The organism is Amycolatopsis sp. NPDC089917, assembly GCF_040684635.1.
Classification (GTDB): Bacteria; Actinomycetota; Actinomycetes; order Mycobacteriales; family Pseudonocardiaceae; genus Amycolatopsis.
Map to the genome: position 1 here is coordinate 1 of NZ_JBFBGL010000015.1, position 25377 is coordinate 25377.

Genomic DNA, 25377 nt, shown 5'->3' on the forward strand with positions numbered 1-25377 from the left:
CCGACTTGCCACTCACGACCCAGCCGACATCGCGAAAGCCACTTTCGCAACCTTCGAGGTTGCGAAAGTGGCTTTCGCGTCATGTCAGTCCGGGCCGGGAAGGCCCAGGGGACTCAGCCGCTCTTGCGACGGAAGGTGCGCTTGTTCGCGGCCGGGCCGTGCGCGTGCAGGTTCTTCCCGCCGCCGTTCTCGTGGGCCGATCCGGAGCGGCTCTGAGCCTGCTTACGCTCCAGGGCTTCGCGGAACTTGCGCTTCGTGTCGTCCTCTTCGCCATCCGCTGGGGACGGTGCCGGTTCAGTCATTGCTACCTCCGAGGTTACGACGTGTGACCACGCCAGCCTGTCAGGAACGGACCGCCTTGGCGAGTCGATTTACGTCACCTGGGCGGCGCCGGCAGCTGGACCGGGCCGCCGAACTGGATCCGGTTCCGCAGCAGCGGCCGCCAGCAGTGGTCGCACAGCAGGATCGGCTTCAGCCGGTTCCCGCAGTCCACGTGATCCAGCGTGATGTCGGGTGCTTGCCCCGGCACCTCGAAGCCGCGTGACCACTCGGCGATGAAGGCCAGCGCGGGGAAGAACGCGAGCCCTTTCGCCGTCAGCCGGTAGTCGTGCGCGTCGGTGCGGGTCTTCGCGGCCCCGGTCCGCAGGACGCCGACCTCCACGAGCTTCGACAGCCGCCCCGAGAGCACGCTCGGTCCGATGCCGAGTTCGCGTTCGAACTCCGAGAAGTGCCGCGCCCCGAGCAGCGCGCTCACGACCAGGCCCGTCGACCAGCGGTCGCCGAGGAGTTCCATGGTGTCCGGGAAGAACATCAGCGGATCGCCCGCGAGGGACTCGGCGTCCTTGCGGCGGAAGCGTTTCGTCGCGGTCGCTTCGACGACGCCGGTGTCGTCGAGCCGTCGCGCGCGGATGTCGCGGGCGTCGACCCGGCGTTCGCAGGTGGCGCAGCCGAGCGGCGCCGACGTGGCCAGTTCGCAGTCGAGGTGGATCAGCGTCGGCAGCACGGCACGCCGTCCCTCGACCCATTCGCTTTCCCAGGCCCAGATCGAGATCAGCAGCGGCCACAGTTCGAGGCCGCGTTCGGTGAGCCGGTACTCGTGCCGGGTGCGGCGCGTGTCGCGGTACGGCGTGCGGACGAGCATCCCCGCGTCGACCATCTCGCGCAGCCGCCCGGACAGCGCGGTGGGGGAGATGCCGAGTCGCAGCCGGAGTTCCTCGTAACGGCGGAAACGCAGGAAGAGGCTCTGCAGGATCAGCAGGGTCCACTGGTCGCCGAGCAGTTCGAGTGCCCGGCGCAGCGGATCGCCCGCCGGCCTGACGCGGTGCGCCGTCGCCTCTGTCACATGGTTCCTTCCGAGGATGGTGTCGCCGCCAGCGTACTACTGACTACAGCAAAAGAAGCCTATTGACAGCTGACTACAGAAATCATAGTGTCTCAGCCAATCGGTCAACACGAACCAACCGGGGAGTACCGATGACGAGCACCTCCGAGCAACCGATCCTGGTGGCGGCCACCACCGGTGAACCCGAGGTCAACCCGTACCTGATGGGCGTCTACGCCCCGGTCGGCGAAGAGATCGACGCGAGCGATCTCCAGGTCATCGGCCAGATCCCCGCGGATCTCAACGGCGTGTACCTGCGCAACGGGCCCAACCCCCGGTTCGAACCGGAGGGCCGCTACCACTGGTTCGACGGCGACGGCATGATCCACGCCGTCCACCTGGAGAACGGCAAGGCCCGCTACCGCAACCGCTGGATCCGCACCAAGGCGTTCGAGGCCGAATCCGAGGCGGGCAAGGCGCTCTGGAAGGGCGTCATGGAGTCGCCCAAGGGCAACCCGTTCGGCAACACGCACGGCCTGAACGTCAAGGACAGCGCCAACACCGACCTGATCTTCCACCGCGGCCAGGTGCTCTCCACCTGGTACATGTGCGGCACGCCGTACGCGGTCGACCCGCTCTCGCTGGAGACGCTGGGCGCCGAAGACTTCCTCGGCACGCTGGTCGGCGACATGATGGCGCATCCGAAGGTCGACGAGCGCACCGGCGAGATGTTCTGGTTCGACTACGGGCCGCGCCCGCCGTACCTGCGCTACGGCGTGATCAGCGCGGACGGCAAGGTCGTGAGCACCACCGAGATCGAACTCCCCGGTCCGCGCCTGCCGCACGACATGGCGATCACCGAGAACTACGCCATCCTGATGGACTTACCGCTGATCCAGGACATGGAGGCGGCGCGCAACGGTCGTCACAAGCTGCTGTTCGACCGGTCGCTGCCGAGCCGGTTCGGGGTACTTCCTCGCTACGGTAACGGTAGCCAGATCCGCTGGTTCGAAGCCAGTCCGTGCTACATCTACCACGTCGTCAACTCCTGGGAGCAGGGCGAGGAAATCGTCCTCGACGTCTGCCGCGTCCAGCGCCCGCAACCCCGCGCCGACGCGCGCACCCCGCTCGCCAAGATGCTCTCGTACCTGCGGCTGGACGCCTCGCTGCACCGCTACCGGTTCAACCTGCGGACCGGGCAGGGCCAGGAGGCCCCGCTCGACGACGCCAACACCGAATTTCCGTCCGTCGACTCGAGGGTGGTCGGCGGCCGGAATCGCTTCTCCTACGCGGTGCGCATCTCGCCGGACTCGACGCTCAAGTTCGACGGCCTGGTGTGTTACGACAATCGTGCCGGCACGAAGACCGAACACCGTTTCGGACCGGGCCGGTGGGGCAGTGAGGCGCCGTTCGCACCCCGCGACGGCGCGGCCGCCGATTCCGACGACGGCTATCTGGTGACCTTCGTCCAGGACGAGCGTGAGGGGCGCTCCGAACTGGACATCTTCGACGCCGCCGATCTCGCTGCCGGACCCGTGGCCAGGGTCCTGTTGCCCCAGCGTGTCCCGCTCGGTTTTCACGCGACCTGGGTCCGGGCGGACCAGCTGGAACCTTCCTGTAACTGAGAGATCCCCTTCGCGCGTCCGCCCACCAGAGGGGTGTGGGCAGGCGGCGAAGGGCCGAAAGCCGCCGTCCGGGTCGCCCCTTCCAGGGGGTGGGGCGACCCGGGCACGGCACCTGAGGGCGGAAGGGGCCGATGACGGTCTTCGTACTGGGCGGGGCACAGACCGATTTCGCGCGGAACTTCGCGAAAGAGGGCGGCGGACTCTACGAGATGTTCGCCGAAGTGGTGCCCGACGCCTTGGTGGACGCGCAGGTCGAGACGGACGACATCGGCGTCGTCCACGTCGCCAACCTGGCCGCCGAGCTGTTCGCCGGTCAGGCCCAGCTCGGCGGGCTGCTGGTGGCGGCGATCCCCGATCTGGACGGGGTGCCGAGCGTCCGGCACGAGGCCGCGTGCGCCTCGGGCGGGACGGCGGTGCTCGCCGCGAGTTCGGACATCGAGTCCGGCCGGTACGACGTCGCGCTGGTGACCGGGCTGGAGCTCATGCGCAACACCGACGCGCGGTCCGCGGCGGGGCATCTCGGCTCCGCGGCCTGGGTCGGCGAAGAGGCGCAGACGGCCGAATTCCCTTGGCCCGCCTTGTTCTCCGACGTCGCCGACGTCTACGACTGGCGGTACGGGCTCGATCCGGCGCACCTCGGCCTGTTCGCCCGCAACGCTTTCGCGAACGCCGCGCTCAACCCGATGGCGCAGGCGAGGGACTGGGGTTTCCCCGACGGCTCGTTCGAGCAGGACGACCGGTTGAACCCGGTCGTCGCCGGTGTCCTGCGCAAGAACGACTGCGGTCGCATCTCCGACGGGGCGGCCGGGATCGTGCTCGCCTCACCGGAGTTCGCCGCGGACTGGGCGAAACGCGTCGGCCGTGACCTCGCGGACGTGCCCCGGCTGGCGGGCTTCGGCCACCGGACGGCGCATTTGTCGTTACGGGGCAAGCTGGATCGCGCCGAAGGGCACGAGTACCTGTTCCCGCATCTGCGGGGCGCGGTGCTCGACGCGTACTGGCGCGCGAAGGTCCCCGGCGCCGAGGAGATCGACGTCGTCGAACTGCACGACTGCTTCACCATCACCGCGCTCGTGGCGCTGGAGCACCTGGGCGCGGCACCGCCGGGGTCGGCGGGACGGCTGATCGAATCCGGCGGGATCGCGCGGGACGGCGTCCTTCCGGTGAACCCCGGCGGCGGGCTGCTCGGACTCGGGCACCCCGTCGGCGCGACCGGCGTGCGGATGGTGCACGACGCCGCGCGCCAGGTCGCGGGAACCGCCGGGCCGCTTCAGATCGACGGCGTGCGGAACGTGCTGACCTTGAACGTCGGCGGATCCTTCACGACCGTGGTCGCGATGGTGGTCGCCCGCTGAACCCATCGGCCGCGATACGCCGCTCCGGCGAGCGTCGCCCCGAAGAAGACCGCCGCGGCGACGCCGGTTTCGGGACTGAATTCGAGCGCTCCCAGCGACCCCGCGGTGAATCCCGAGTGGACACTCCAGGCGATCAACGCCGTCCCGAGCGCGGCCGCCACCGTCGTCACCGCGCCGGTGACGAGGACGACCACGGCCAAGGCGGCCAACGAGATGCCATGATGTCGCGCCGAACCGAGGAGCCCGGCCACCGACGCCGCGACGACGACGGAGACACAACCGAACGGGAAACCGAAGCTCTCGGGATTCCTCATCCGCTCAGTACACTCTTCGTAACCGGGCGTGCGGTCCGCGTGCACGGCTTTTCTACGCTCCCGGCGGGATTCTTGACGAAATCCTGACGCGTCAGACCTTGCGCGCGTGCGCGATGATCGCTTCGGCGATCGCGGGCCACAGCTGCTTCGGCAGTTCGTGCCCCATTCCGGGGAACAGCAGCAGCTCGGCGTCCGGGATCGCCTCCGCGGTCGCCTTCCCGCCGGAGACGTTGATCAGCGGGTCGCTCTCGCCGTGGATGACGAGTGTCGGGACATGGACCTCCCGCAGCTTCGCCGTGCGGTCACCCGAAGCGACGACGGCGGCCGCCTGCCGCAGCCCGCCTTCCGGATGGTTCGCCCGGTCGTAGTTGCGGGTGGCCTTCATCCGCAGGAACTCCTCGTCGGAGGGGTGTCCTGGCGAGCCCACGAGCTTGAACCAGGTGATGCCGTCCTCGATCGCCTGCTCGCGGGTGGCGGCGGGCGGCCGGGTCAGCCCGGCGAGCGCGGCGGGTTCCGGATGCCCGACCGCGGGGTCCCCGGTGGTCGACATGATCGAGGTGAGGCTGAGCAGCCGTTCCGGCGAGTCGATCGCGAGCTGCTGGACGATCATCCCGCCCATCGACGCGCCGACGACGTGCGCGCGTTCGAAGCCGAGCGCGTCGAACAACCCGGTGACGTCGGACGCGAGATCCGAGAGCAGGTACGGCGCGGAGGTCAGGTCGCCCGCGGCGAGCGCGGCCAGATCCGGCGCGGGGAGGTCGTCCAGATAAGAGGAGAGGCCGATGTCGCGGTTGTCGAACCGCACGACGTGGAACCCGCCCTCGGCGAGCAGGTCGCAGAAGCCGATCTCCCAGGTGACCATCTGGGCGCCGAGACCCATCACCAGGACGAGCGGCGGATCCGCGGGGGAGCCGAAGGTGTCGTACTCGAGTTCGAGGCCGTTCACACGCGCGCGGGGCATGGCCTGATCCTGCCGGAAGCCCCCGCCCGGATACCAGCGGAGTGCGGATACGGTAGCCCGCATGCCGACATCCTCCGAAGACGCGGGCTCCCGGTCGCGGTCACGCGTGGCTTCCGGACGGCCGGCGGTCACCAAGGCCCGGATCATCGACGCCGCGCTGGAGCTGTCGGCCGAGGCGGGCCTGGAGAACTGGACGCTGCGGCAGCTCGCGGCCGCCGTCGACGCCTATCCCGCGGTCGTCTACCACCACGTGGGCGACCGGGACACCGTCGTCGTCGCGGTGCTGGACCGGGTGGTCGGGCAGCTGACCCTGCCCGACGAGACCCTGCCGTGGCGGGCCTGGTTCACCGAATTCCTGCCGACCGTGCGGGCCGTGCTGCGCCGCTACCCCGGTTCGGCGCGGCGGCTGGCGCTGTTCGGGCCGTCGGTCGCCGCCGCGGTGCCGACCATGAACACCGGCATCGGCCGCCTGCTCGCGGCCGGGTTCGGCGGCGAGGCGCCGTTCGCGTACAACCTGCTGCTCGCCACCGCGTGCCAGTTCGTCGCGATGGAGGACGACCGCGAGAGCGCGATGGCGCTGCAACTGGACCGGACCGAGGGTTACGCGGCGTACCGCACCCGCACGGACCTGCCGGGGATGGCGGCCCTGGGCGAGTCGGTCGCGGCGCTGGTCGCGGACCCCGATCTCGCGGCCGGTTACTACGAGCGGCTCTACGGTTACGCGGTCGAGCGCTGCCTCGACGGGCTGGAGCACCGGCTCGGCCGGTTGGACACGCTCGGACGTTTGACAGAGCGCTGACAGCTGATCGGCGTAGTGTGGAGGGATGCCGGTGCTCGTCACCGGTCCCGAAGCCCCTGGCACCAACCTCCCCCTCGAGGTGCCGGGGGCTTCTCACGTCGCGCGCTGGATCTCGGGGAAGACCTCGCCGACCAGCGTGACCAGCGATTTGCTGAGCAGCGTGTGCACCTGTGCGCGATCGAGCGAACCCCGCACGAGCCATTCGCGGCCCGCGGCCTTGACCATCCCGCCGAACGCGCGGACCAGCGCGTTCAGCTCCTGGCCGTGTTCGCTCTCGCGGGAGAGCCCGACCGCTTCGAGCACCCTGTCCGCCGATTCGCGATCGGCCTCTTCGAGGATCCGTTCGACTTCGAGATCCCGGCCGATGCCTTCCGGCGCGATCGCGGCCAGCCACATCTTCTCCTGGCTGGTGACCATGTCGAGGAACCAGTCGATGGCGACGTCGGCGCGCAGTTCGAGCGGACCGTCCGGCAGGATCTCGACCGCGAGCCGCGGCACGGTCAGCGCCCGGCGGATGATCTCCAGATAAAGTTCGCGCTTGGTGCCGAAGTAGTGATTGATCAGCCCCCTGGCCACCCCGGCCTCCGCCGCGATGTCCGATGTGGACACTTCCGAGTACGGGCGTTCCCCGAAAAGACGTGCCGCACAGGCGAAGATCTGCTCCTTGCGCTCGTCCGGCTCCAGTCTCCGCCATCTCGGCGTCGGCTCGGTCGTCATGTCCTCAATCTTCCCACGATCGATTCAGTCCGGCTGGACGGTCACCGGATCCCTGTGACATATAAAAGCAAAGTGTCAGTTAATCCGGCGTGTACCGTCTGTTGGCCCGCTGGTCTTTACCGTCTTCTTTCAGGTGGCATGCCGTGCGCGCTGTCGGGGCGCGTTTGCCTCCTACCGGCCCGGCCTGGCGAGTAACCCCCCCTAGCTCGCCAGGCCCGGGCCTTCTTGCCGCGCGGGCGGGCGCTCGGCGGGCAAGAGCAGCGTGAACGTCGTCGGCGATGGACTGGTCAGCCGCAGCCGCCCGCCTTCCGCCTCGGACAGGCTCCGCGCCAGCCTCAGGCCGATCCCGTGGCCTTCGCGGTCTTCGCTCTCGTCGTCGGTCACGAACGGATCGTGCCCGTCCGGGAGGGCGCCCTCGTCGCTCACGTCGATGGCCAGCGCGTCCCCGGCGTCGCGGGCGAGGACGGAGACCGTGCCGCGCCCGTGCGTCGCCGCGTTGTCCAGCAGCACGGCGAGCACCTGCCGCACGGCCGCGTCCGCCGCCCTCGCCGGCAGCGCCTCACGGCCGCTGATCCGCAGCGCGCGGCCGCGTCCGGCGAGCAGGCCGTGCCAGGTCTGGCGGACCTCTTCGAAGAGTTTGCCCAGGTCGAGAAGGGCACGCGGGGCCCTGGTCTGCTTGGCCAGCGCCAGCAGGTCGTCGATGGTGCGTTCCAGCCTGTCCGCCGACGCGATGCTGTCGCGGATCGTCGCGTAAGGGTCGCGTTCGGGGCTTTCCAGCGCCGCTTCCAGCTGAAGGCGCAGCCCGGTCAGCGGCGTCCGCAGCTGGTGGGAGGCGTCGGAGGAGAAGGTCCGTTCCCGTTCCAGCGTCTCGCCGATCCGCACGGAGGTCGAGTCGAGCGCCTCGGCGACCTGATCGATCTCTCGGACCCCGGTGCGCCGGGCGCGCACGGTGAAATCGCCCTCGCCGAGCTGTTCGGCGGCGCCCGCGAGATCCTCCAGCGGCCGTGCCAGCCGGGTGGCGATCCGGCGCGCGATCAGCCAGCTGGCGCCGATCGCGATGAGGGCGAGCCCGGCCATCTTCAGCCAGGTCAGCCGGATCCGGTCGTCCAGTTCGGACCGGGGGTGGGCGGTGCGGACGACCCCGACCAGCGACGAACCGCTGATCACCGGGACGGCCAGGACCACCTCGTCGCCGCGCGTCCCGGTCGCCATGTCGGTGTAGTGCGCGTCGCGGACGAAGCGGTCTTCGGAGGCCGGGCCGTCGCCGATCAGGCGCCTGCCGGTCGGGGTGTAGACCGCGACCTTGATCCCGCGGATCCGGTCCGCGTCCGGTTTGGCGGGCTTGAGCTCCGGGACCCGGCCGTTCGCGAGGTCGCCGGTCACGTCGAGGACGGCCGTGTCGGCGGCCCGTTCGAGGTCGTGGGTCGAATTGCCCTCGTGGAACTTGGCGACCGCGATGGCCAGGGGCGCCCCGAAGAGGGTGATCGCCAGCACCGCGGCCAGCACGGTGAGGGTGACGATCCGGCGGCGCACGGACAGAGTGTGGCCGACGGACGAGAGGATCACCCACCCGACGCGATATTTTGCCGTCCGTTGACCTGAGATCAAGGCGATGTTGACCCCGTTCGCTTTACCTTGGGGCCATGCGCCGACGTGCCGCCGTCATGGCAGGCCCGGGGCCCGGATCCGTCCCCCTCGTCCGGTTCGCCGTCCCGGGCGAATGTGTGGCCGTGCTGCCCACCGGAAGTGGTGAAACCCCCGTGGGTGGTCCCGGCGTCGGCGTGCTGCTCAGGCGCGGGAACCTCTTCGGCCACCTCACCGTCGGCCAGAACATCCTGCTGGCGGGACGGCTGGCCGGCCGCCGTTCCCCCGAAAGCGCGGCCGACCTGCTCGCGCTGGTCGGCCTGACCGGACGCGGTGACGCCTATCCGGGCACGCTGTCGGCGCTGGAAGGTGCGCGGGCCGGGGTCGCCGTCGCCCTGGCCGGGGCACCCGAGGTGGTCGTCGCCGACGAACCGGCGGGTGAACTGGACGGGCTCGCCGCACTCGAACTCATGGATCTGCTGTGCGCCGTCGCGACCCGCGGGACGGCCGTCGTCGTGGTGACCCGTGATCCCGAGATCGCGGCCGCCGCGCACCGGATCGTGAGAGTGGCGTGACCGCGCCACTGGTCCGCACCGACGAACTGGCGCACACCTATGGTTCCGGGCTGACCGCCGTGGTCGCCGTGCACGGGGTCAGCTGCGTGATCGGCGCCCAGACCCGCGCGGTGGTGACGGGCAGGGCGGGCGCGGGCAAGACCACGCTGCTGCACCTGCTCGCCGGGATGAAGAAGCCGACCGCGGGCACCGTCGACTGGCCCTCGTTCGAGCCGTCGCCGCCCGGCCCCGACCTGATCGGGCTGGTGCTGCAGGACGGCGGGCTGCTGCGCGACCTCGACGTCCGGCTCAACGTCGCCCTGCCGCTGGTCCTCGCGGGCCGGACCGGCACCGCGGTCCGTGACGCCGTCGACGGCGCGCTGGACCTGGTGGGCCTCACCGGATTCGCCAAGAAGGCGCCCCGTGACCTGACCGGCGAGCAGATCCGGCTGGCCGTCCTGGCCAGGGCGCTCGCGCCCGCGCCGAAGCTCATCCTCGCCGACGACCCGGCGGGCTGGCTGGACCAGCGGGCGGGGGAGCGGCTGCTCGGCAGGCTCGTGGAGGCCGCGGACCGGCTGGCCGCCGGGCTGCTGGTGGCCACGGCGGAGAAGGCCCCGGCCGGGTTGTTCGGCGAAAGCTGGGCGATGGTCGACGGGAAGCTGGTGAGGCATCGGTGATCGCGGCGATGGCGTTGTGGGTCGGCGGGATCGCGCGCGTGCGGCCCGTCCGGCTCGGCGTCCCCGCGGCAGGCGCCCTGATCGTGACCACGTTGCTCGCCGCGCACGGCTGGGCCTGGGAAGCGGCGCCGCCGTGGGTGCCCGCGACGGTGCTCGTGGTGTTGCTGGCCGCGCCGTCGGAGCGTTCGCTGAGAGGCGATCAGGACCTCTTGCGCGCCCGCGGCGCGACCGGCGGGCAGGTGCTGGGGCTGGCCGCCGCCGAGGCCGCGGCCGCCGGATCGGCCGGAGCCCTCGCCGGTGTCGTGCTGTCGCTGGCGGGTGGCTTCCTGCCCGGTTCCGGACCGGCCCTTGTCCGGGAAATCGTTCTCTTGCTGCTCGCCGGGCTGGTCGTGGCAGCCGTCGCCGTCCTGCCCCCGGTGGTGCGCGAGTGGTATTTCGTCCCCGCCGACGACGGACCGCCGTGGTGGTCGCCCTACGGTCTCGACCTCATCCTGCTCACGCTCGCCTTCTTCTGGCCGCTGCTCGGCTGGGCGGGCGGCACGATGCTGCTGTGGCGGCTGGTGGAACTGGGGCTGCGCAAGGGCAAACGGGCGATCGGCGGAGTGCTCCGGCCGCTCGTCTCGGGGCTCGCGGGGGTGCTCGCGCTGTCCATTTCGTGGCGGAGCGCACTGTTGGCGCGGTCGGTGGCGCTGGTCGCGCTGGCGGTGGCGTTCGCGATCTCGTCCGCCCTGACCCGGGACGGCTGCGTCGCGGCCAATGTGGACCGGGTGGTGTCGCTCGTGCTCGCCGCGGCCGCCGCTGGACCGTCGTTCGGGACGGCGCTCAACGAACGCCGCCGCGACCTGCTGATCGTCAGCACCCTCGGCGGGAAACGCCGTCAGGTGGCGACGTTCATCGCGGGCGACGCGCTGATCGTCGGTGGCGGTGGCCTGATCGCCGGGCATCTGCTCGGCGTCTTGTTCGTCCTGCTCACGCCCGCCGAATGGGCGGCTTTCCCCCACGGGTATTTCGCGCTGCTGGGCGCGGTGGTGATCGTGTCGTGCGTGGCGGCGTCGGCGCGGATCGCGCAACTCGCCGCCCGCGACGAAGTCTCCGACCTTCGGGATTACTAGCCTTCGAAGGGCTGCTCCAGGCGGTAGCCGTGGCCGCGCAGCGTCGAAATCCTCGGCGCCTGCTCGGGGGTCGGCGCCGACTCGGTCAGTTTCCGCCGCAACGCCGCGATGTGGACGTCGAGGGTCTTCGTGGAGCCGTACCAGTGCGCGTCCCACACCTCCGACATCAGCGTGTCCCGGCTGACCGCGACGCCCGGCTGCTCGGCCAGCCGCGCGAGCAGGTCGAACTCCTTGGCCCGTAACGAGATCTCCCGCCCGCCGACGCTGACCCGCCGTCCGGCGGTGTCCACCCGCAGATGCCCGACCGCGATCGCCGGCCTGCTCTCCGGCGGCGCCGTCCCGCGCCGCAGGTGCGCGCGCACCCTGGCGAGCAGTTCGCCTAGCCGGATCGGTTTGGTGAGGTAGTCGTCGGCCCCGGCCTCCAGGCCCACGACGACGTCCATCTCCTCCTGCCGCGCGGTCAGGATGACCAGGACCGCGCCGGGGAGCGCCGCACGCAGCCGGCGGCAGACCTCGACCCCGTCCAGATCCGGCAGACCGAGGTCGAGCAGCACGAAGTCGATGTCGTCGTTTTCCGCGGCGGCCAGCGCGGTGCGGCCGTCGCGCTGCCAGGAAACCTCGTAGCCGTGCAGACGGAGGGTCGATTCGAGGACGCCGCCGATCGCGTCGTCGTCCTCCACCACCAGCAGTTTCGGCATGCGGGCGAGCTTAACCGTTGAACACTGTTCTTTTCGGCTAAGACGTTACGAACACCACCTGTTCTGTAACAGGGCGCTAACGTTTCCCTGTGTGCCGTGGCCGGTATGTCCACAAAGGACAGAGTGCGGCGAAGGCGAGACACAGCCAGGCGAACACGTCACCGACACGGCTGTACACGGTCTGTGTTCTCGGCTGTACGGGAAGATCCGCGACGAGTGTCTGCTGATCGGTGCGGAAGTAGTCGGCGTGCCCGAGTATCCGTCCCTGATCGTCCACGGCTGTGGAATTTCCGTGCGTGGAATGCCGGAAGAGCGCGTAACCGTTTTCCACCGCGCGGAACGTCGCCTTTTCGGCGTGCAGCGAGCCGAATCCCGGCCAATCGTTGGCGGGGACGAGCATCAGCGCGGTCTCCTCATCCGCGGCCTGGCGCATCAGGCCGGGGAAATCGGCGTCGTAGCAGATCACCGCCGCGAGCCGTCCGTACGGCGAATCCGCTGTGGGGACGGCGCCGGGGCCGGGAGTCATCGGTTCCATCGGCGTCGGATGCGTTTTGTCGTAGGTCCACGCCACTTCGCCGGTCGGCGTGACGAGTACGGCCACGTTGCGGATGTAGGGAGCCTGCGTGGTGTAGAGCGCGTAGGCGAGTCCTACGTATACGCCTGCTTGTTTGGCTTCGGCGCCGACCCGCTTCAGCAGCGCGTCCTGGTCGCGTTCCAGCACCCGGGCATGCGTTTCCGGCCAGACGACGATCTTCGCCCCCGCCGACGCCTGCTGTCGTGTCCTGGTCACGAGATCTTCGGTGACCGGCGCGAACGCCGCGCCGACCGCGACGGGATCGGCCGCGACGACTTCCTCGGCGCGCCAGTACTTGACGCCGATCCGCTCCAGCGCGCCGGAGCTCGCCTCGTCCGCGTCGGCCGAAGGACTGATCCCCGCGACCCGGACCGTGTGCGTCGCCGGAGCGTCGAACAGCAACCGCGCGCCGCCGGCGAGGAACACGAGGCCGAGCACGCAGGCGTGGACGAGCGCCGTGCGCCTGACCCGCGGCCATCCTTCCGCCCAGACGGTGTTCACCACCGAGGCGAACCACGCGAGGACGAAGGTGAGCCCGTACACGCCGGTCACGGACGCCGTCTGGAGCAGCGGCAGATTCCCGGACTGGGTGCTGCCGAGCGCGCCGAAGTCACCGAAGCCGGTGATCAGCCTGAAGAGGAACTCGCCCGCGACGAGCGTCGCCGGGAACACCAGTGTCCTCAGCGGTCCGGCGCGATCGGCGAGCAGGCGGTCGGCCAGGAACGCCGTCGTCTGCACCACCGTGAGCAGGGTGAAGGCGAGCAAGCCGGAGAGCACCAACAGCAGGCCGGTGACCCCGAGCCAGAACAGCTGCCCGATCAGCAGGGACAGGCCCACCATGAGGATCGCGCGCCGGACGGGGACCTGCAGGGCGTAGCGGAGCAGGAAGATCGGGAACACCCAGGCGGCGAGGGGGACGTTCCAATCGGTGTGGACGGCGAGCAGGAGCGACGCTGTGCCGAGCCACCAGAGCGGCCGTGGTTTCATACCGCGAACGGTAGGAAACCACGGCCGCCCGGACAGCCCACCCAGGGCAGCGAGTGCCCCTTACTTTCGTCAGGTCTCAGGCGACGTGGTCGCGGTACGCCGCGATGGTCTCCGCGAGCACTTCGCCGCCGGGACGGCGCCAGAGGTCGGCGTCGAAGACCTCGACCTCGATCGGCCCGGTGTACCCGGCGGCCTCGACGCACGCCTTCAGGTGCCGGTGGTCGATCGGGCCGTCACCGGGCAGCGCCCGGCCCAGCAGCGTGTCGGTCAGCGGCACCTTCTGGTCGCACACGTGGAAGCCGGCGATCCGCCCGGCCGCCGCGGCGATCGACTCCTCGATCCGCGGGTCCCACCACACGTGGAACTCGTCGACGATCACGCCGACCTGCTCGGCCGGATGCTCCAGCGCCACGGTCAGCGCCTGATCCACTGTGGACAGAACCGAGCGTTCCGCGCACTGCATGGGGTGCAAGGGCTCCAGACCGAGCCGCACGCCGCGCTCACCGGCGTACGGGGCCAGTTCGCCGACGGCGTCCGCGACACGCTGCCGCGACGACTTGAGATCGCCGTTGACCCCGCCGACGACCAGGACGAGGACGTCCGCGCCCAGCGCGGCCGCTTCGTCGATCGCTTCCCGGGTCTGCGCGACACCGTCCACAGGGGACCCTTCCGGGGTGACCCCGGTGAAGAAACCGCCGCGGCACAACGACGACACGCCGACGTCGTACTCCTTGAGCAGCCGGGCCGTCTCTTCGACGCCGGTCTCGGCGACCTTGTCGCGCCACAGGCCGATCCAGCGGACGCCCGCCTCGGCGCAGCCCGCCACGGCCTCCGGCAGCGACCACGCCTTGGTGGTGATCTGGTTCAGGCTCAACCGGTCCATCACGCCACCCCCGCCGCGGCCAGCAGCGGCCGCATCCTCGCGACGGCGAGGTCCGGGTCGGTGAGCGCCCCGGCGGCGTCCGCCAGCCGGAGCAGTTCGGCCAGATGCGTGATGGACCGGGCCGACTCGCGTCCCGCGACCATCCGGAAGTGGTTCTGGTGCCCGTTGAGGTAGGCGAGGAAGACGACGCCGGTCTTGTAGTTCCTGGTGGGCGCGCGGAAGATCGCCCTGCTCAGGGCTACCGTCGGGTCCAGCAGGCCGTGGAAGCCCGCCTTGTCGCCTTCGTCGAGCCGGGCGAGCGCGGCGCCCGCGACCTGCGCGACGGCGTCGAAGATGCCCAGCAGCGCTTCGCTGTGGCCTTGGTCGTCCCCGGCGATCAGCTCCGGGTAGTTGAAGTCGTCGCCGGTGTAGCACTTGACGCCTTCGGGCAGCGCGCGGCGGAACTCGGTCTCGATCGACGCGTCGAGCACGGAGACCTTCACGCCCGCGATCACGCCCGCGTGCTCGGTGCAGAGCCTGCCCAGTTCCTTCGCGGCCTCGCGGACGTCGCCGTGGCCCCAGTACCCCGCCAGCGCCGGGTCGAACTGCTCGCCCAGCCAGTGCAGCAGGACCGGACGGTCCGCGCCGGAGAGCAGTTTCCCGTACGCGGCATGGTAATCCGCGGGGCCGGAGGCCGACGCGGCCAGCGCCCGGCTGGCCATCACGACGGGGACGGCCCCGGCCTCGCCGACCAGGTCCAGCTGCTCGCGCCAGGCGTCCACAATGGACTCAGGGGTCGCGCCGCCGTCGGGGAGCTGGTCGGTGCCGACGCCGGCCACCCACGGCCGTCCGGCGGCGAGCGCGCCGGTGCGCCGGATGAGGTCCTGGGTCGTGCCCCAGTCCAGGCCCATGCCGCGCTGGGCGGTGTCCATCGCCTCGGCCACGCCGAGACCGCAGGACCACAGGTGTTCGCGGAAGGCGAGCGTCGTGTCCCAGTCCAGGACCGCGCCCTCTTCGGGGTCGGCGGCGGCGAGCGGGTCGGCGACCACGTGCGCGGCCGCGTAGGCGATCCGGGAGGTCGGCGGCGACGCCGGTTTCGCGGGCGTTTCCGCCCCCTGCGGTGTCCACTCCACCAGTCCGCCGTCGGCGGTGGGCAGGGCGATCAAGGTCATCGGGTCTCCGTGGCGCGGGTGTGAGAAAGCGCTTTCTCGGACCACGGTAAGTCACGCCGCGGGCGCCGCACAAGGGTTTCAGCGGGCGGGGGAAGCCGTGCTGGAGCGCAGGACGACCTCGCCGGACATGCGCACCACGCGCGGCCGGGTTCCGGGCGAGGCCTTGAGTGCCAGGTCCATGGCCCGTTCGCCCAGCTTCTCCAGCGGCAGCGCGACCGTGCTCAACGACGGCGTGAGATCGCGCACTACCGGGATGTCGTCGAAGCCGGCGATCGACATCTCGCCGGGGACCGGCACACCCGCGTCGCGCAGTGCCGCCATCGCGCCGATCGCCATCACGTCGGTCACCGCGAACACACACGTGGGCCACTGCTTGCGGGGCCGGGCGAGGACCTTCTCCATCGCCTCGTAACCGCCGTCGCGGGTGAACGCCGCTTCGACGACGTCGTCCTCGGCCAGCTCGACGCCCTGCTCCAGCAACTCCGCGGCGAAGCCGTCGAGACGGTCGACGACGGTGGTGAGGCTCTTCGGCCCGGCGAGGACGGCGAACCTCCGGTGCCCCAGGTCCAGCAAGGCCTTCGCCAGTTCGGCGCCGCCGCCCCGGTTGTCGGGCTGGACGGTGTCCACTTTGAGCCCGCGATGCCTGCTGACCGCGGCGACATGTCCGCCGCCGCGCCGGTACGGCTCGAGTTCGGCGGCCATCGCCTTTTCCCACGTCTTGTCTTCGAACGCGGAACCGATCAGCAGAATGGCCGACGCGCGCTGGGCGCGCAGCGTCGAGACGTACGCGACCTCCTTCGCCGGATCGCGGAATGTGCTCGCGAGCATCACCAGAAGATCGTTTTCACTCGCCACGCGCATCACCCCGCCGGCGATCGCGGCGAAATAGGGGTCGCCGACGTCGTGACAGATCACACCGACGGTGGGCTGTGAGCCACCGGCCAATGCCTGAGCGTGAGCATTGGGCGTATAGGAGAGGTCGGCGGCCGCGGCGATCACTCGTTCGCGGAGATCTCCCCGGACGGTGGCGGTGCCGTTGAGTACGCGGGACGCGGTCGCGAGCGACACGTCCGCGGTGCGCGCCACATCTTCCAGCGTCACGTGGGGGCGGGCCTTCATCGATCCTCCAAGCTGGCGTTTGGGGCATAGTGGCGGACATGCTCGGCCTTTACCCGGAAATCGAACCTTACGTCCAAGGGATGTTGCCCGTCGGTGACGGCAATGAGATCTATTGGGAGGAATGCGGCGATCCCGAGGGCAAACCGGTGATCTTCCTGCACGGTGGCCCCGGAGGTGGTTCGAGCCCGAGACATCGGAGACTGTTCGATCCGGAGCGCTACCGGATCGTGCTTTTCGATCAGCGCGGCTGCGGACGGAGCACGCCGAACTGCGCCACACCGGAGGCGGATCTTTCGGTCAACACGACGTGGCACCTCGTCGCCGACATCGAACGGTTGCGCGAGCATCTGGACATCGAACACTGGATGGTCTTCGGCGGTTCATGGGGGAGCGTGCTCGGACTGACCTACGCGGAAACGCATCCCGCTCGCGTCACGGAACTCGTCCTGCGCGGGGTGGCCACCTTGCGGGTGAAGGAACTGCAATGGCTCTACGGCGGGGGAGCGGCGTTCCTCTTCCCCGAGGCGTGGTCACGATTCCTGGCGCCGGTGCCGTTTTCGCGCCGCCAGGACAACCTGATCGAGGTCTATCACGAACTGCTCAGCCATCCCGATCCCGCCGTGCACGGACCCGCCGCGATCGCGTGGAGTCGCTGGGAGGGGGAAACGGTCAAACTGCGCCCGCGGGACGAAGTGATCGACGCTTTCAGCGATCCCGAATTCGCCCTCGCGATCGCGAGGATCGAGAACCACTACTTCCGGCACGGCGGCTGGCTGGCCGAGGACCAGCTGTTCCGTGACGCCGGGAAGCTCAGGGACATCCCGTGCGTTCTGGTCCAGGGACGCTACGACGTGGTCACCCCGGCCATCACCGCGTGGGAACTCGGCCAGGTGCTGCCGACCGCGGAACTGGTGATGGTCGGCGACGCCGGTCACGCGTTCGACGAGGACGGCATCCTGCACGAGTTGATCAGCGCGACCGACCGGTTCGCGTCAAACTGGCAGGGCGCCACGACACCCGAGCACGAGGAGAGGAACGCAGACATGCTTTTCGGTGACGAGCACGTCCGCCGCTACGAAGAGACCGACGGCGAGGTGGGCCACGACTGGGAGAAGGGCGCGCCTTGCCTGATCCTCACCACCAAGGGCCGCAAGACCGGCGAGGACCGCAAGTTCGCGCTGATCTACCAGTTCGACGACGAGAACAACCCGGTCATCGTGGCCTCGAAGGGCGGGGCGCCGGAAGACCCGGGCTGGTACAAGAACCTCCAGGCCAACCCCGAGGTCAAGGCCCAGGTCAAGGCGGACAAGTTCACCGCGCGGGCCCGGACCCTCGCCGGTGAGGAGCGCGCGAAGCTGTGGGAGAAGCTCGCCGCGGTCTGGCCGGACTACAACGAGTACGCGAAGAAGACCGACCGCGAGATCCCCGTGGTGGTCCTCGAACGCGTGTGATCCCTGCCGCGTTCACGCGGGGATCCATCCGAACCGGGGCGGGTTCGGCTACGAATTACGTCCATGGTGCCGATACCCCGTGAACGCTGGACCGCGCTGAGCCCCGTATCGGGTGACTTGCTGACGTTCCGCCAGATGATCGCCTTCGGCCGGCGCTTCGCCCGCGCCGGCCGGGGCGCCTGGTTCAGCCTCGCGATCAACGTCGTGTGGCCGTTCCTGGTGCTGTTCACCCGGTTCCGGGTCCGCGGCGGCGAGCATCTGCCGTCGACGGGCGGGTTCCTGGTCGCGTCGAACCATCTCTCGTTCGCCGATCCGACGACGGTGACGGCGTACTGCCTCGCGCACGGGCGCGTGCCGCGCTACCTGGCGAAGGCGAGCCTCTGGGAGGCGCCGGTCGTCGGCTCGGTGATGCGCTCGGGTGGGCACATCCCGGTGTACCGCGGGGCGGCCACCGCGTCGGACGCGTACCGCGACGCCGTCAGCGCCGTCCGTGAGGGTGAATGTGTCGTCATCTTCCCGGAGGCGACCTTCAGCGATCACCCGGACGGGTGGCCCATGCGCGGCAAGACCGGGATCGCGCGGATCGCGCTGGAGACCGGCGTCCCGGTGATCCCGCTGGCGAACTGGGGCACGCACCACCTGCTGCCGTCGGGCGCCGCGCTCCCGCGCGCCTTCCCGCGCAAGACGGTGAACCTGACCGCGGGCCCGCCGGTGGATCTCGCGGACCTCATGGAGCTCCCCCTGTCGCGCGAGGTGCTGGAAGCGGCGACCGAGCGGATCATGGCCGCCGTGACCGACCTGCTGATCGAGATCCGCGGCTCCCGGCCCGAGTAGGCAGTCTCACCCTTCGGGCGGTCCCGGCGAAGGGTAGGTTTCGGGGTATGAGCGCACACTATGACGTCGTTGTTCTGGGGGCCGGGGTCGGCGGTTACGTGGCGGCGATCCGGGCGTCGCAGCTGGGACTGAGCGCGGCGGTCGTGGAGGAGAAATACTGGGGCGGGGTGTGCCTCAACGTCGGCTGCATCCCGTCGAAGGCGCTGCTGCGCAACGCGGAACTCGCGCACATCGTGACCAAAGAGGCGAAGTCCTTCGGGATCCAGGTCGAGGGGCAGGTCACCTTCGACTACCAGGCCGCCTTCGACCGCAGCCGCAAGGTCGCGGACGGTCGCGTCAAGGGCGTGCACTTCCTGATGAAGAAGAACAAGATCACCGAGTACGACGGGCACGGCACGTTCCTCGACGCCAACACCATCGAGGTCAACGGCGAGCGGATCACCTTCGACAACTGCGTGATCGCCACCGGCGCGACCGCGCGCCTGCTGCCCGGAACCACGCGCAGCGACCGCGTGGTCACCTACGAACAGCAGATCATGGAAAACGAACTGCCGGAGAGCATCGTCATCGCCGGCGCGGGCGCGATCGGCGTCGAATTCGCCTACGTGCTGCACAACTACGGCGTGAAGGTGACCATCGTCGAATACCTCGACCGGATGGTCCCGCTCGAAGACGCCGAGGTCTCCGCCGAACTCGCGCGCCGCTACCGGAAACTCGGCATCGAGGTGCTGACCTCGACCAAGGTGGAGTCCATCGACGACACCGGTGACCGCGTGCTGGTGACCGTGTCGAAGAACGGCGAGTCGCAGGTCCTGGAAGCGGACAAGGTGTTGCAGGCCATCGGTTTCCAGCCGCGGGTCGAGGGCTACGGCCTGGACAAGACCGGCGTGGAACTCACCGACCGCGGCGCCATCGCCATCGACTCGCGCGGCCGCACCACCGTCCCGCACATCTTCGCCATCGGCGACGTCACCGCGAAACTGATGCTCGCGCACGCGTCGGAGTCCATGGGCGTCGTCGCCGCCGAGACCATCGCGGGCGCCGAGACCATGGAACTCGACTTTGTGATGATCCCGCGCGCGACCTACTGCCAGCCGCAGATCGCCAGCTTCGGCTGGACCGAGGAACAGGCCCGCGAGAAGGGCTTCGACGTCCAGGTGGCGAAGTTCCCCTTCAGCGCCAACGGAAAAGCGCACGGTCTCGGCGAGGCCGTCGGTTTCGTGAAGATCCTGAGCGACGCTACGCATGGCGAGCTGCTGGGGGCGCACCTGATCGGCCCCGAGGTGACCGAACTGCTGCCGGAACTGACTCTGGCGCAGCAGTGGGACCTCACGGTGCACGAAATCTCGCGGAACGTGCACGCTCACCCGACCCTGGGCGAAGCCGTCAAGGAAGCCGTGCACGGCCTCGCAGGCCACATGATCAACATGTAAGCGTGAACCTGCCCTGACCTGTGGGTTCGCGGGTCAGGGCAGGTGTCAGGCCGTGGCCAGGCCGTCACGCGGCTCGGTCATCGGAGGCAGGGTCGCCAAGCGTGTCGTCGAAGAAATCGTCGACGGCCTTCCGGGTCCGGGCGTGGCTACTCGGCAGGAGATGCGTGTACACCCGGAGCGTGAAACCGGGGTCGGTGTGCCCGAGGTACTGAGACAGCGCCTTGATCGACTCGCCAGCGTCGAGCAGGACCGAGGCGTAGAGGTGCCGCAGCGCGTGCACGCCGTCCGCCCTGGTCGGCTTCTCCACCCCGGCGTCCTTGAGCGCGGGCAGCCAGAAGTTCACCCGGAACCGCTCAGCTATGAGCACCTTCCCGTATCCGGTCACCATGAGCAGGCGGACCGTGGTCGGTTCACCGCCCGGATGCGACCAGGGGAGCGTCACTTCGGTCGCCGGGAACTCCTCCGCGTACTCGTCGAGGAGGCCGAGCAGCTTCCGCCCGATCGGCACCTCACGCGACTTACCGCCCTTGGGCGGAGCGAACACCGGTTGCCCGGCGACCACGCGCACCTGTCGGGTGATGTACGCCAGGTCCTTGGTGCGGTCGACGTCGTCGAGCGAGAATCCGAACAGCTCACCCTTCCGCAGGCCCAGACCGGCCGGGACGTCGACAGCAGGCTTGTACCGCCTCGGAAGGTTGTCCCGCACGCCCCGAGCCCGTTCGCGAGACCAGGGCACGACCTGATTCCGGCTCGCCCTCGGACGCGAGATCACCTTGGACAGCGCTGGATTCTCCGAGATCTTCTTGTCCGCCATCGCGAAGTTCAGGATCGACACCAGATGCCCGAAGTAGAGCGCCCGCGAAGTCTCCGAGGCTTCGGCATCCTGGAGCTTCCGTAACCACGTCTGGATGTGACTCGGCCGGATCGACCCGACCGCCTTCTTGCCGAAGTACGGAAGCAAGTGGACGTTGACGCGCGTCGCGAAGCGCTCCCGGCTGGTGTAGTCGACCGTCTGCGAGTCGAGCCAGCTCTGCGCGACGACCTCAAAGAGCACCAGGCCCGCGCGAGGGTCGATGTACTTGCCCTCGCGCTTGTCTGACTCCATCTCGATGAGGAAGTCTTCGGCGCGCTTCTTTTGCTTGTCCGGAAAGGACTTTGATCGCTCGCTACCGTCCGGGTCGAGGTAGCGAACCTTGTACCGCATCCCGACGCCGAACAGTTCGGTCTTCTCCAAAACCGGCCGCCCACGGGCGTTGAGCCGCAGATTCCCCTTGGCGTCCTTCGCGGGTTTGTACCAGCGATCTTGGATGTGTCCCATCAGGCGGCCTCCTCAGCGACCCAGGCCCGAACCTTCGTCGGGTCATAGCGAAGGTGACGGCCGATCTTGCGTACCGGCGGCCCCTCACCGAGCCATTTCCATTGGTAGAGCGTCTTCACCGGCACTCGGAGATAGTCCGAGACTTCCTCGACTGACCACAGTGGATTGATGTTGTCCATGTCTTCCCCCTTAAGCAGCGAGCGGAATTGCCGAAAGATCTGGCGGACTCTGCGCGGCTAGTAGTGCTTTGTCGTACTCGGCTTTCCAGGTGATGCGTTCGGAGATGGCGTGCATCACCAGGTGATCCCGAGGAGGCACGGAGGGGTCGCCGGAGTCGACCTTGCGCCAGACCAGCCGAGCCGGATCAGGTGCGGGTTTCTCGATCCCGACCGCCGCCAGCGCTTCGATCACGAACGCCTTGCGGTCCGCTTTGTGGTCGACGAGCGTCTTCCCCGACCACTTGCGCGACACCAGCACCCGCCGACCGGGCAGGCCGAGCGTGGTCCGCCGGTGAGCCCGTCCTTTGCAGTGTCCTGGGGTGGTCTTTCCGTTGGCGCCCTTGGGATTGATGCCGTACAGCAGCCACACCGCGCAGCGAGGCGAGCAGGGCGTCACCGACAGCTCCGCGTGCAACCGATCGTGGTGATCGCGCTGCCTCGCGGTGTCGGCTTCCACGACCTCACCGGTCGACTTGGTGAGGTACTTGGTCAGATAGCCGATGTGCCGCCCAGCCTCCTCCGAGCCGCCAAGAATGCCCTTGGAGTGCACCTGACGGCCGAAGGTGACCACGTGCGCCGGGGCTTCCACGGCCTCTACCGCGTCGTCCCAGTCGGTCAGCGGCTCTCGCGTGTCCGGGTCGACAAACACTCTGCGGTCGCCGTCCCAGAGCGGCATCCGGTCGACGTAGACGACCTGGTCGTGCGCAGGCCACCAGACCTGGTGGTACGTGGCTTCGGTGACTTGCCGGATCACGTCGTGCGGCACCGATCCCCGAACAGCCGCGTGCAGGTGCGGAGCCGCCCGCCGTTGGGGTTCAACGGTGGCGAAGTACTGCGCGTCCCAGCCCACGACCCGCCGGAGGTTCTGCCACCACCGGTCCACCAGCGCAGAGAAGTGCACCGCGTCCCGAGCCGCCCGCCGGTAGTCATAAGTCGACGGATCGACCGGTGCACCATCCGACCGGACCGGGCCGTAGGTGTCGCAGGTGAGCGTGACGAACATCGACGGCCGGAACCGTCCCGCGTACTCCCGTCCTAGCGTGGTCTTGGCGACCTTGCGTCGAGGCAGGTTCGGAGCGTCCTGCCGCCGTTTCGTCGACCGCTTCACCGCCTTCTTCGTTGGCAGGTCGATCGACGGGAGACGGCCGCGCATCCCGAGTTGCCGAAGTTCGTCGTCGACTCCCTGGATCTCCTCCCGCAGCTCGTCGGCCTCCGTCTGGTCCGTCTGTTGCCGGTAGGCGGCGACGAGGTCAGCCCGGAAGGCCAGTAGCTCCGTCTGTGTCTCGCTCGGTGGCTGTGTGGTGAAGTCGGGTTCTTCGGTCATGTGCCAGCCCTCGCGGCACTGAACCTGTCGCAGCGCCTTCGCTTTCCGGGCACACGGCAGGCACACCGATTCCACGGTCGAGCCACACGGGACGGGGACGTACCGGAGTTCTCCGGTGTCGGTGTCGCCCACCTCCATCGTGAACGGCCGGACACAGACCCCGTGCTTCTCAGCGGTCGCTTTCACCACGTCCGACGCCAGGGGCTCCCGCATCCGGGCAGCCCGGGTTTTGGCCGGCGTGGTCACCGCGGATTCCTTGGTACTCATCAGGCGGCCACCTCCCCAGGGCTGTTCCACTGCCGCAGGACGAACACCGGCATTTCCTGCCGCATCCCCGCAGGCAGATCCGGGAACGTGACTTCGTCGAACCAGACGCCGCCGTAGACCACCACCGGAATGCCGCAGGGAGTCCGGCCGCTCAGTTCCAGATGCACCGACCCACTGCCAGCAGGACGCCACAGCGATGCCTTCACGTCCTCCAAGGAGTTGGCCCAGGTGAGCAAGCCACGCGCGACGTCCTCAAGCCGACGAGAGTCGAGCTGCACCGTGATCGGATCAGGCCCTACCCCAACCCGGACCGAGGCGGCCGGAGGCAGCGCGAACGAGTCGAGGTGATCGCGGATCGCGTCGAGGAACACCATCAGCCGGTTCACGCCGCCACCCCCTCAGGACCGCGACGGGTGGCCAGGTCGACGACATGCGCGCCGCCGTTGGTCACGTAGGTCTCCAGCGCCTTGACCGTCTCGTCCGGTACCCAGCCCGCGCGGACCCGCAGCGGTTCGCGGATGCCCTCGCCCCAGATGTAGCCGACGCCCGCAGCCGACTCGTCGATCCGGTTCGCCCACGCGCCCCGTTCGTACGCGCCGTCGCCGAGGACCATCCCGACGTGCGTCTTCGAGGTGACACGCAGACAGACCCGCCGGGGGAACAGCTCCCGCACGGGTGTCCTTCGTCGGTTCCTGCACATATCCGCGCACCGTGTACCCGAGCGCCCGGCCCTGTGTGGTCAGGATCGCCACCCGTTCGACGATCGCTTCGCGGGTCTTGCGGTCGGTGTACTTGGTCAGCGCGCCGATCTCGTCGAACTCCAGAACCTCCAACGGGTTCTCCGTGGAAATCGGCACCTCACGGGTGCGCCCGGCGAACTCGCGCTTGCGGGACTCAAGACCGTCGAGCAGGTCGTCCAGGACCGCGATCGCTTCCTTCCCCGCGACGCCATAGCGGGCGAAGATCCCGCGCCCGTAGGCGAGTTCCATCCCCTTCGGGTCGATCCCCGAGATGCGTACCGTCCCGGCCCTGATCGCCGAGGCGGCCGAGACGAGCGGGGACCACATGACCGAGTTCTTCCCTGCGCCTGTCGCCCCGGCGACGAGCATGTGAGCGCCCGGACCGGTCAGCGGCAGCCGCCAGTCCTGCCCGTACTCAGTGCGCCCGGCGAACATCCGTCGCAGATCCACGCCGTCGACGGCCGCCAGCTCGGGCAGCTCCGCACAGTCCACAGGAGCTTTGAGGAGGTCCCGGCGCTGGAAGTCGAGCGAGACGACATTGGGTTCTAGCTCCCGTACCTGGCACCGCGTGACCTTGCGAGCCACGGCCAAGGCGCGGGCAGCGTCGTCGAAGTCCTCCGGTTTCTGACCGGGTACAAGCCGGACCCGGACCTCATCCCACGACGGACCCGACTTCACACCCAGCACCTTCGGGACCTGCACCGCAGCACCGCCACCCGCAGTACGGGAGACCGCCTTCCGACGACGGCCGACAAGGTTGACAGTCACTTCCACGGGCACGGTGCCGTCGGAGATGGACAGACCGCAGGCGTGCAACCAGCCCGGCAGTTTCCGGGCGTAGGTGAACCAGCGCAGCCACCACGCCCGCAGAAACCGGCCACACCACCGATCGAACGACACCACGTCGACCAGCCGCCACACCGTCAGGACCACCGCGACCGAACCCGCCGTGATAGCCAGCGAGAACCAGCCGAGCCACTGCCACCAGGCCGCCACAGCGACCACCCCGAGACTGGTCCGCCAACGCGCGAGCACCTGCTTTCCCAGCCACACCAACAACTTCACCGCCGACCACAGAGCGATGAACACCACCGCAACCGCAGCCAGGACTTCCGCGATCGTGGCCAAGGCACGGCCGAGCTTGTGCAGCAGCCACACCACCACACCCAGCACCCCGCCACCGATGAGGAGGACACCGATCCCATTGGTGTTCATCGGCGACCACCGCCGGTCAGATCCAGGGGAAACATTCCCCGGCAGGGAGCGCATTCCGTCTCGCCGGGCAGCAGCTTGGCGAACCGCTTGCAGACTCTGCAGCGCGTTCGGGTGACCCCGTCTAGCGCACGCTTGTTGCCATCGTT

At 69.3% G+C, this 25377-nt stretch carries 24 protein-coding genes and 1 pseudogene; 9 read left to right on the top strand and 16 right to left on the bottom strand.

Features of this window, described 5'->3' with window-relative positions; genetic code table 11:
* Positions 1-113 precede the first annotated feature (113 nt).
* Together AB0N89_RS13425 and AB0N89_RS13430 are read right to left on the bottom strand one after the other, a co-directional pair.
* The gene (locus tag AB0N89_RS13425) at positions 114-302 is read right to left on the bottom strand and encodes a DUF5302 family protein (protein ID WP_020634404.1); all 189 of its coding nucleotides are present in this window, start codon (positions 300-302) and stop codon (positions 114-116) included.
* A 74-nt stretch (positions 303-376) separates the two neighbouring features.
* Entirely contained in the window at positions 377-1342 is a 966-nt protein-coding gene (locus AB0N89_RS13430) for a winged helix-turn-helix transcriptional regulator (protein ID WP_364204146.1), read from the bottom strand.
* Positions 1343-1473: 131 nt separating this feature from the next.
* Here AB0N89_RS13430 and AB0N89_RS13435 point away from each other — a divergent pair, with 131 nt between their 5' ends.
* Together AB0N89_RS13435 and AB0N89_RS13440 are read left to right on the top strand one after the other, a co-directional pair.
* Positions 1474-2946, top strand: a complete 1473-nt coding sequence (locus AB0N89_RS13435) for a carotenoid oxygenase family protein (RefSeq protein WP_364204148.1) — start codon at positions 1474-1476, stop codon at positions 2944-2946.
* Between the two features lie 131 nt (positions 2947-3077).
* Positions 3078-4301, top strand: a complete 1224-nt coding sequence (locus AB0N89_RS13440; protein WP_364204150.1) for an acetyl-CoA acetyltransferase — start codon at positions 3078-3080, stop codon at positions 4299-4301.
* On the opposite strand, the gene AB0N89_RS13445 is transcribed toward AB0N89_RS13440, so the two are convergent.
* Together AB0N89_RS13445 and AB0N89_RS13450 are read right to left on the bottom strand one after the other, a co-directional pair.
* The gene (locus AB0N89_RS13445; protein WP_364204152.1) at positions 4217-4615 is read right to left on the bottom strand and encodes a hypothetical protein; all 399 of its coding nucleotides are present in this window, start codon (positions 4613-4615) and stop codon (positions 4217-4219) included. The two genes, AB0N89_RS13440 and AB0N89_RS13445, sit on opposite strands and share 85 nt — an antisense overlap.
* Before the next feature lie 91 nt (positions 4616-4706).
* Positions 4707-5576 carry an alpha/beta hydrolase gene (locus AB0N89_RS13450; protein ID WP_364204154.1) on the bottom strand — a complete coding sequence of 290 codons (870 nt, stop codon included), beginning with the start codon at positions 5574-5576 and terminating at the stop codon, positions 4707-4709.
* Between the two features lie 61 nt (positions 5577-5637).
* Between AB0N89_RS13450 and AB0N89_RS13455 the strand changes: the two genes are divergently transcribed.
* Entirely contained in the window at positions 5638-6375 is a 738-nt protein-coding gene (locus AB0N89_RS13455; protein ID WP_364204155.1) for a TetR family transcriptional regulator, read from the top strand.
* Positions 6376-6468: 93 nt separating this feature from the next.
* Here the strand turns inward: AB0N89_RS13455 and AB0N89_RS13460 are convergent, their stop codons facing one another.
* On the bottom strand, positions 6469-7092 hold the full coding sequence (locus AB0N89_RS13460) for a TetR/AcrR family transcriptional regulator (protein ID WP_364204156.1): 624 nt from the start codon (positions 7090-7092) through the stop codon (positions 6469-6471).
* Positions 7093-7293: 201 nt separating this feature from the next.
* Positions 7294-8658 (bottom strand): HAMP domain-containing sensor histidine kinase, encoded by a 1365-nt coding sequence (locus AB0N89_RS13465; RefSeq protein ID WP_364204157.1) that lies wholly within the window; start codon positions 8656-8658, stop codon positions 7294-7296.
* A gap of 77 nt (positions 8659-8735) precedes the next feature.
* Between AB0N89_RS13465 and AB0N89_RS13470 the strand changes: the two genes are divergently transcribed.
* Genes AB0N89_RS13470 through AB0N89_RS13480 form a run of 3 tightly spaced genes read left to right on the top strand, consistent with a single transcriptional unit; the run spans position 8736 to position 11019 of the window.
* A complete protein-coding gene (locus tag AB0N89_RS13470) occupies positions 8736-9251 on the top strand; it encodes a lipoprotein ABC transporter ATP-binding protein (protein WP_364204159.1) in 516 nt (171 codons plus the stop codon).
* Positions 9248-9907, top strand: coding sequence for an ATP-binding cassette domain-containing protein (locus tag AB0N89_RS13475; RefSeq protein ID WP_364204161.1), 660 nt, complete (start codon positions 9248-9250; stop codon positions 9905-9907). The genes AB0N89_RS13470 and AB0N89_RS13475 overlap by 4 nt, the downstream gene beginning before the upstream one ends.
* Positions 9904-11019: an ABC transporter permease gene (locus tag AB0N89_RS13480; protein ID WP_364204163.1), complete on the top strand. Its 1116-nt coding sequence runs from the start codon at positions 9904-9906 to the stop codon at positions 11017-11019. Before AB0N89_RS13475 ends, AB0N89_RS13480 begins: the two co-directional genes overlap by 4 nt.
* On the opposite strand, the gene AB0N89_RS13485 is transcribed toward AB0N89_RS13480, so the two are convergent.
* The 5 genes from AB0N89_RS13485 to AB0N89_RS13505 form a co-directional block, all read right to left on the bottom strand.
* The gene (locus tag AB0N89_RS13485) at positions 11016-11717 is read right to left on the bottom strand and encodes a response regulator transcription factor (RefSeq protein WP_364204165.1); all 702 of its coding nucleotides are present in this window, start codon (positions 11715-11717) and stop codon (positions 11016-11018) included. The genes AB0N89_RS13480 and AB0N89_RS13485 overlap by 4 nt on opposite strands.
* 76 nt (positions 11718-11793) lie before the next feature.
* Complete coding sequence (locus AB0N89_RS13490) at positions 11794-13278, bottom strand: nitrilase-related carbon-nitrogen hydrolase (protein WP_364204167.1); 1485 nt, start codon at positions 13276-13278, stop codon at positions 11794-11796.
* Positions 13279-13354: 76 nt separating this feature from the next.
* Positions 13355-14161: a sugar phosphate isomerase/epimerase family protein gene (locus tag AB0N89_RS13495; protein ID WP_364204169.1), complete on the bottom strand. Its 807-nt coding sequence runs from the start codon at positions 14159-14161 to the stop codon at positions 13355-13357.
* Complete coding sequence (locus tag AB0N89_RS13500) at positions 14161-15312, bottom strand: dihydrodipicolinate synthase family protein (protein ID WP_364204171.1); 1152 nt, start codon at positions 15310-15312, stop codon at positions 14161-14163. Before AB0N89_RS13500 ends, AB0N89_RS13495 begins: the two co-directional genes overlap by 1 nt.
* A 78-nt stretch (positions 15313-15390) precedes the next feature.
* On the bottom strand, positions 15391-16431 hold the full coding sequence (locus AB0N89_RS13505; protein ID WP_364204173.1) for a LacI family DNA-binding transcriptional regulator: 1041 nt from the start codon (positions 16429-16431) through the stop codon (positions 15391-15393).
* Between the two features lie 38 nt (positions 16432-16469).
* Here AB0N89_RS13505 and pip point away from each other — a divergent pair, with 38 nt between their 5' ends.
* From pip to lpdA, 3 genes are all read left to right on the top strand, one after another.
* A complete protein-coding gene (pip, locus tag AB0N89_RS13510) occupies positions 16470-17882 on the top strand; it encodes a prolyl aminopeptidase (RefSeq protein WP_364204174.1) in 1413 nt (470 codons plus the stop codon).
* A gap of 63 nt (positions 17883-17945) precedes the next feature.
* On the top strand, positions 17946-18716 hold the full coding sequence (locus AB0N89_RS13515; protein WP_364204176.1) for a lysophospholipid acyltransferase family protein: 771 nt from the start codon (positions 17946-17948) through the stop codon (positions 18714-18716).
* Between the two features lie 47 nt (positions 18717-18763).
* On the top strand, positions 18764-20149 hold the full coding sequence (lpdA, locus tag AB0N89_RS13520) for a dihydrolipoyl dehydrogenase (RefSeq protein ID WP_364204178.1): 1386 nt from the start codon (positions 18764-18766) through the stop codon (positions 20147-20149).
* A 64-nt stretch (positions 20150-20213) separates the two neighbouring features.
* Here lpdA and AB0N89_RS13525 read toward each other — a convergent pair whose 3' ends face one another.
* From AB0N89_RS13525 to AB0N89_RS13545, 5 genes and pseudogenes are all read right to left on the bottom strand, one after another.
* Positions 20214-21467 carry a site-specific integrase gene (locus AB0N89_RS13525; RefSeq protein WP_364204180.1) on the bottom strand — a complete coding sequence of 418 codons (1254 nt, stop codon included), beginning with the start codon at positions 21465-21467 and terminating at the stop codon, positions 20214-20216.
* Positions 21467-21646, bottom strand: coding sequence for a helix-turn-helix domain-containing protein (locus AB0N89_RS13530; RefSeq protein ID WP_360960624.1), 180 nt, complete (start codon positions 21644-21646; stop codon positions 21467-21469). Before AB0N89_RS13530 ends, AB0N89_RS13525 begins: the two co-directional genes overlap by 1 nt.
* A 10-nt stretch (positions 21647-21656) precedes the next feature.
* The gene (locus AB0N89_RS13535; RefSeq protein ID WP_364204182.1) at positions 21657-23276 is read right to left on the bottom strand and encodes a replication initiator; all 1620 of its coding nucleotides are present in this window, start codon (positions 23274-23276) and stop codon (positions 21657-21659) included.
* Positions 23276-23662 (bottom strand): hypothetical protein, encoded by a 387-nt coding sequence (locus AB0N89_RS13540; RefSeq protein WP_364204184.1) that lies wholly within the window; start codon positions 23660-23662, stop codon positions 23276-23278. Before AB0N89_RS13540 ends, AB0N89_RS13535 begins: the two co-directional genes overlap by 1 nt.
* A pseudogene (locus AB0N89_RS13545) lies at positions 23659-25231 on the bottom strand (FtsK/SpoIIIE domain-containing protein). Before AB0N89_RS13545 ends, AB0N89_RS13540 begins: the two are co-directional and overlap by 4 nt.
* Positions 25232-25377 lie beyond the last annotated feature (146 nt).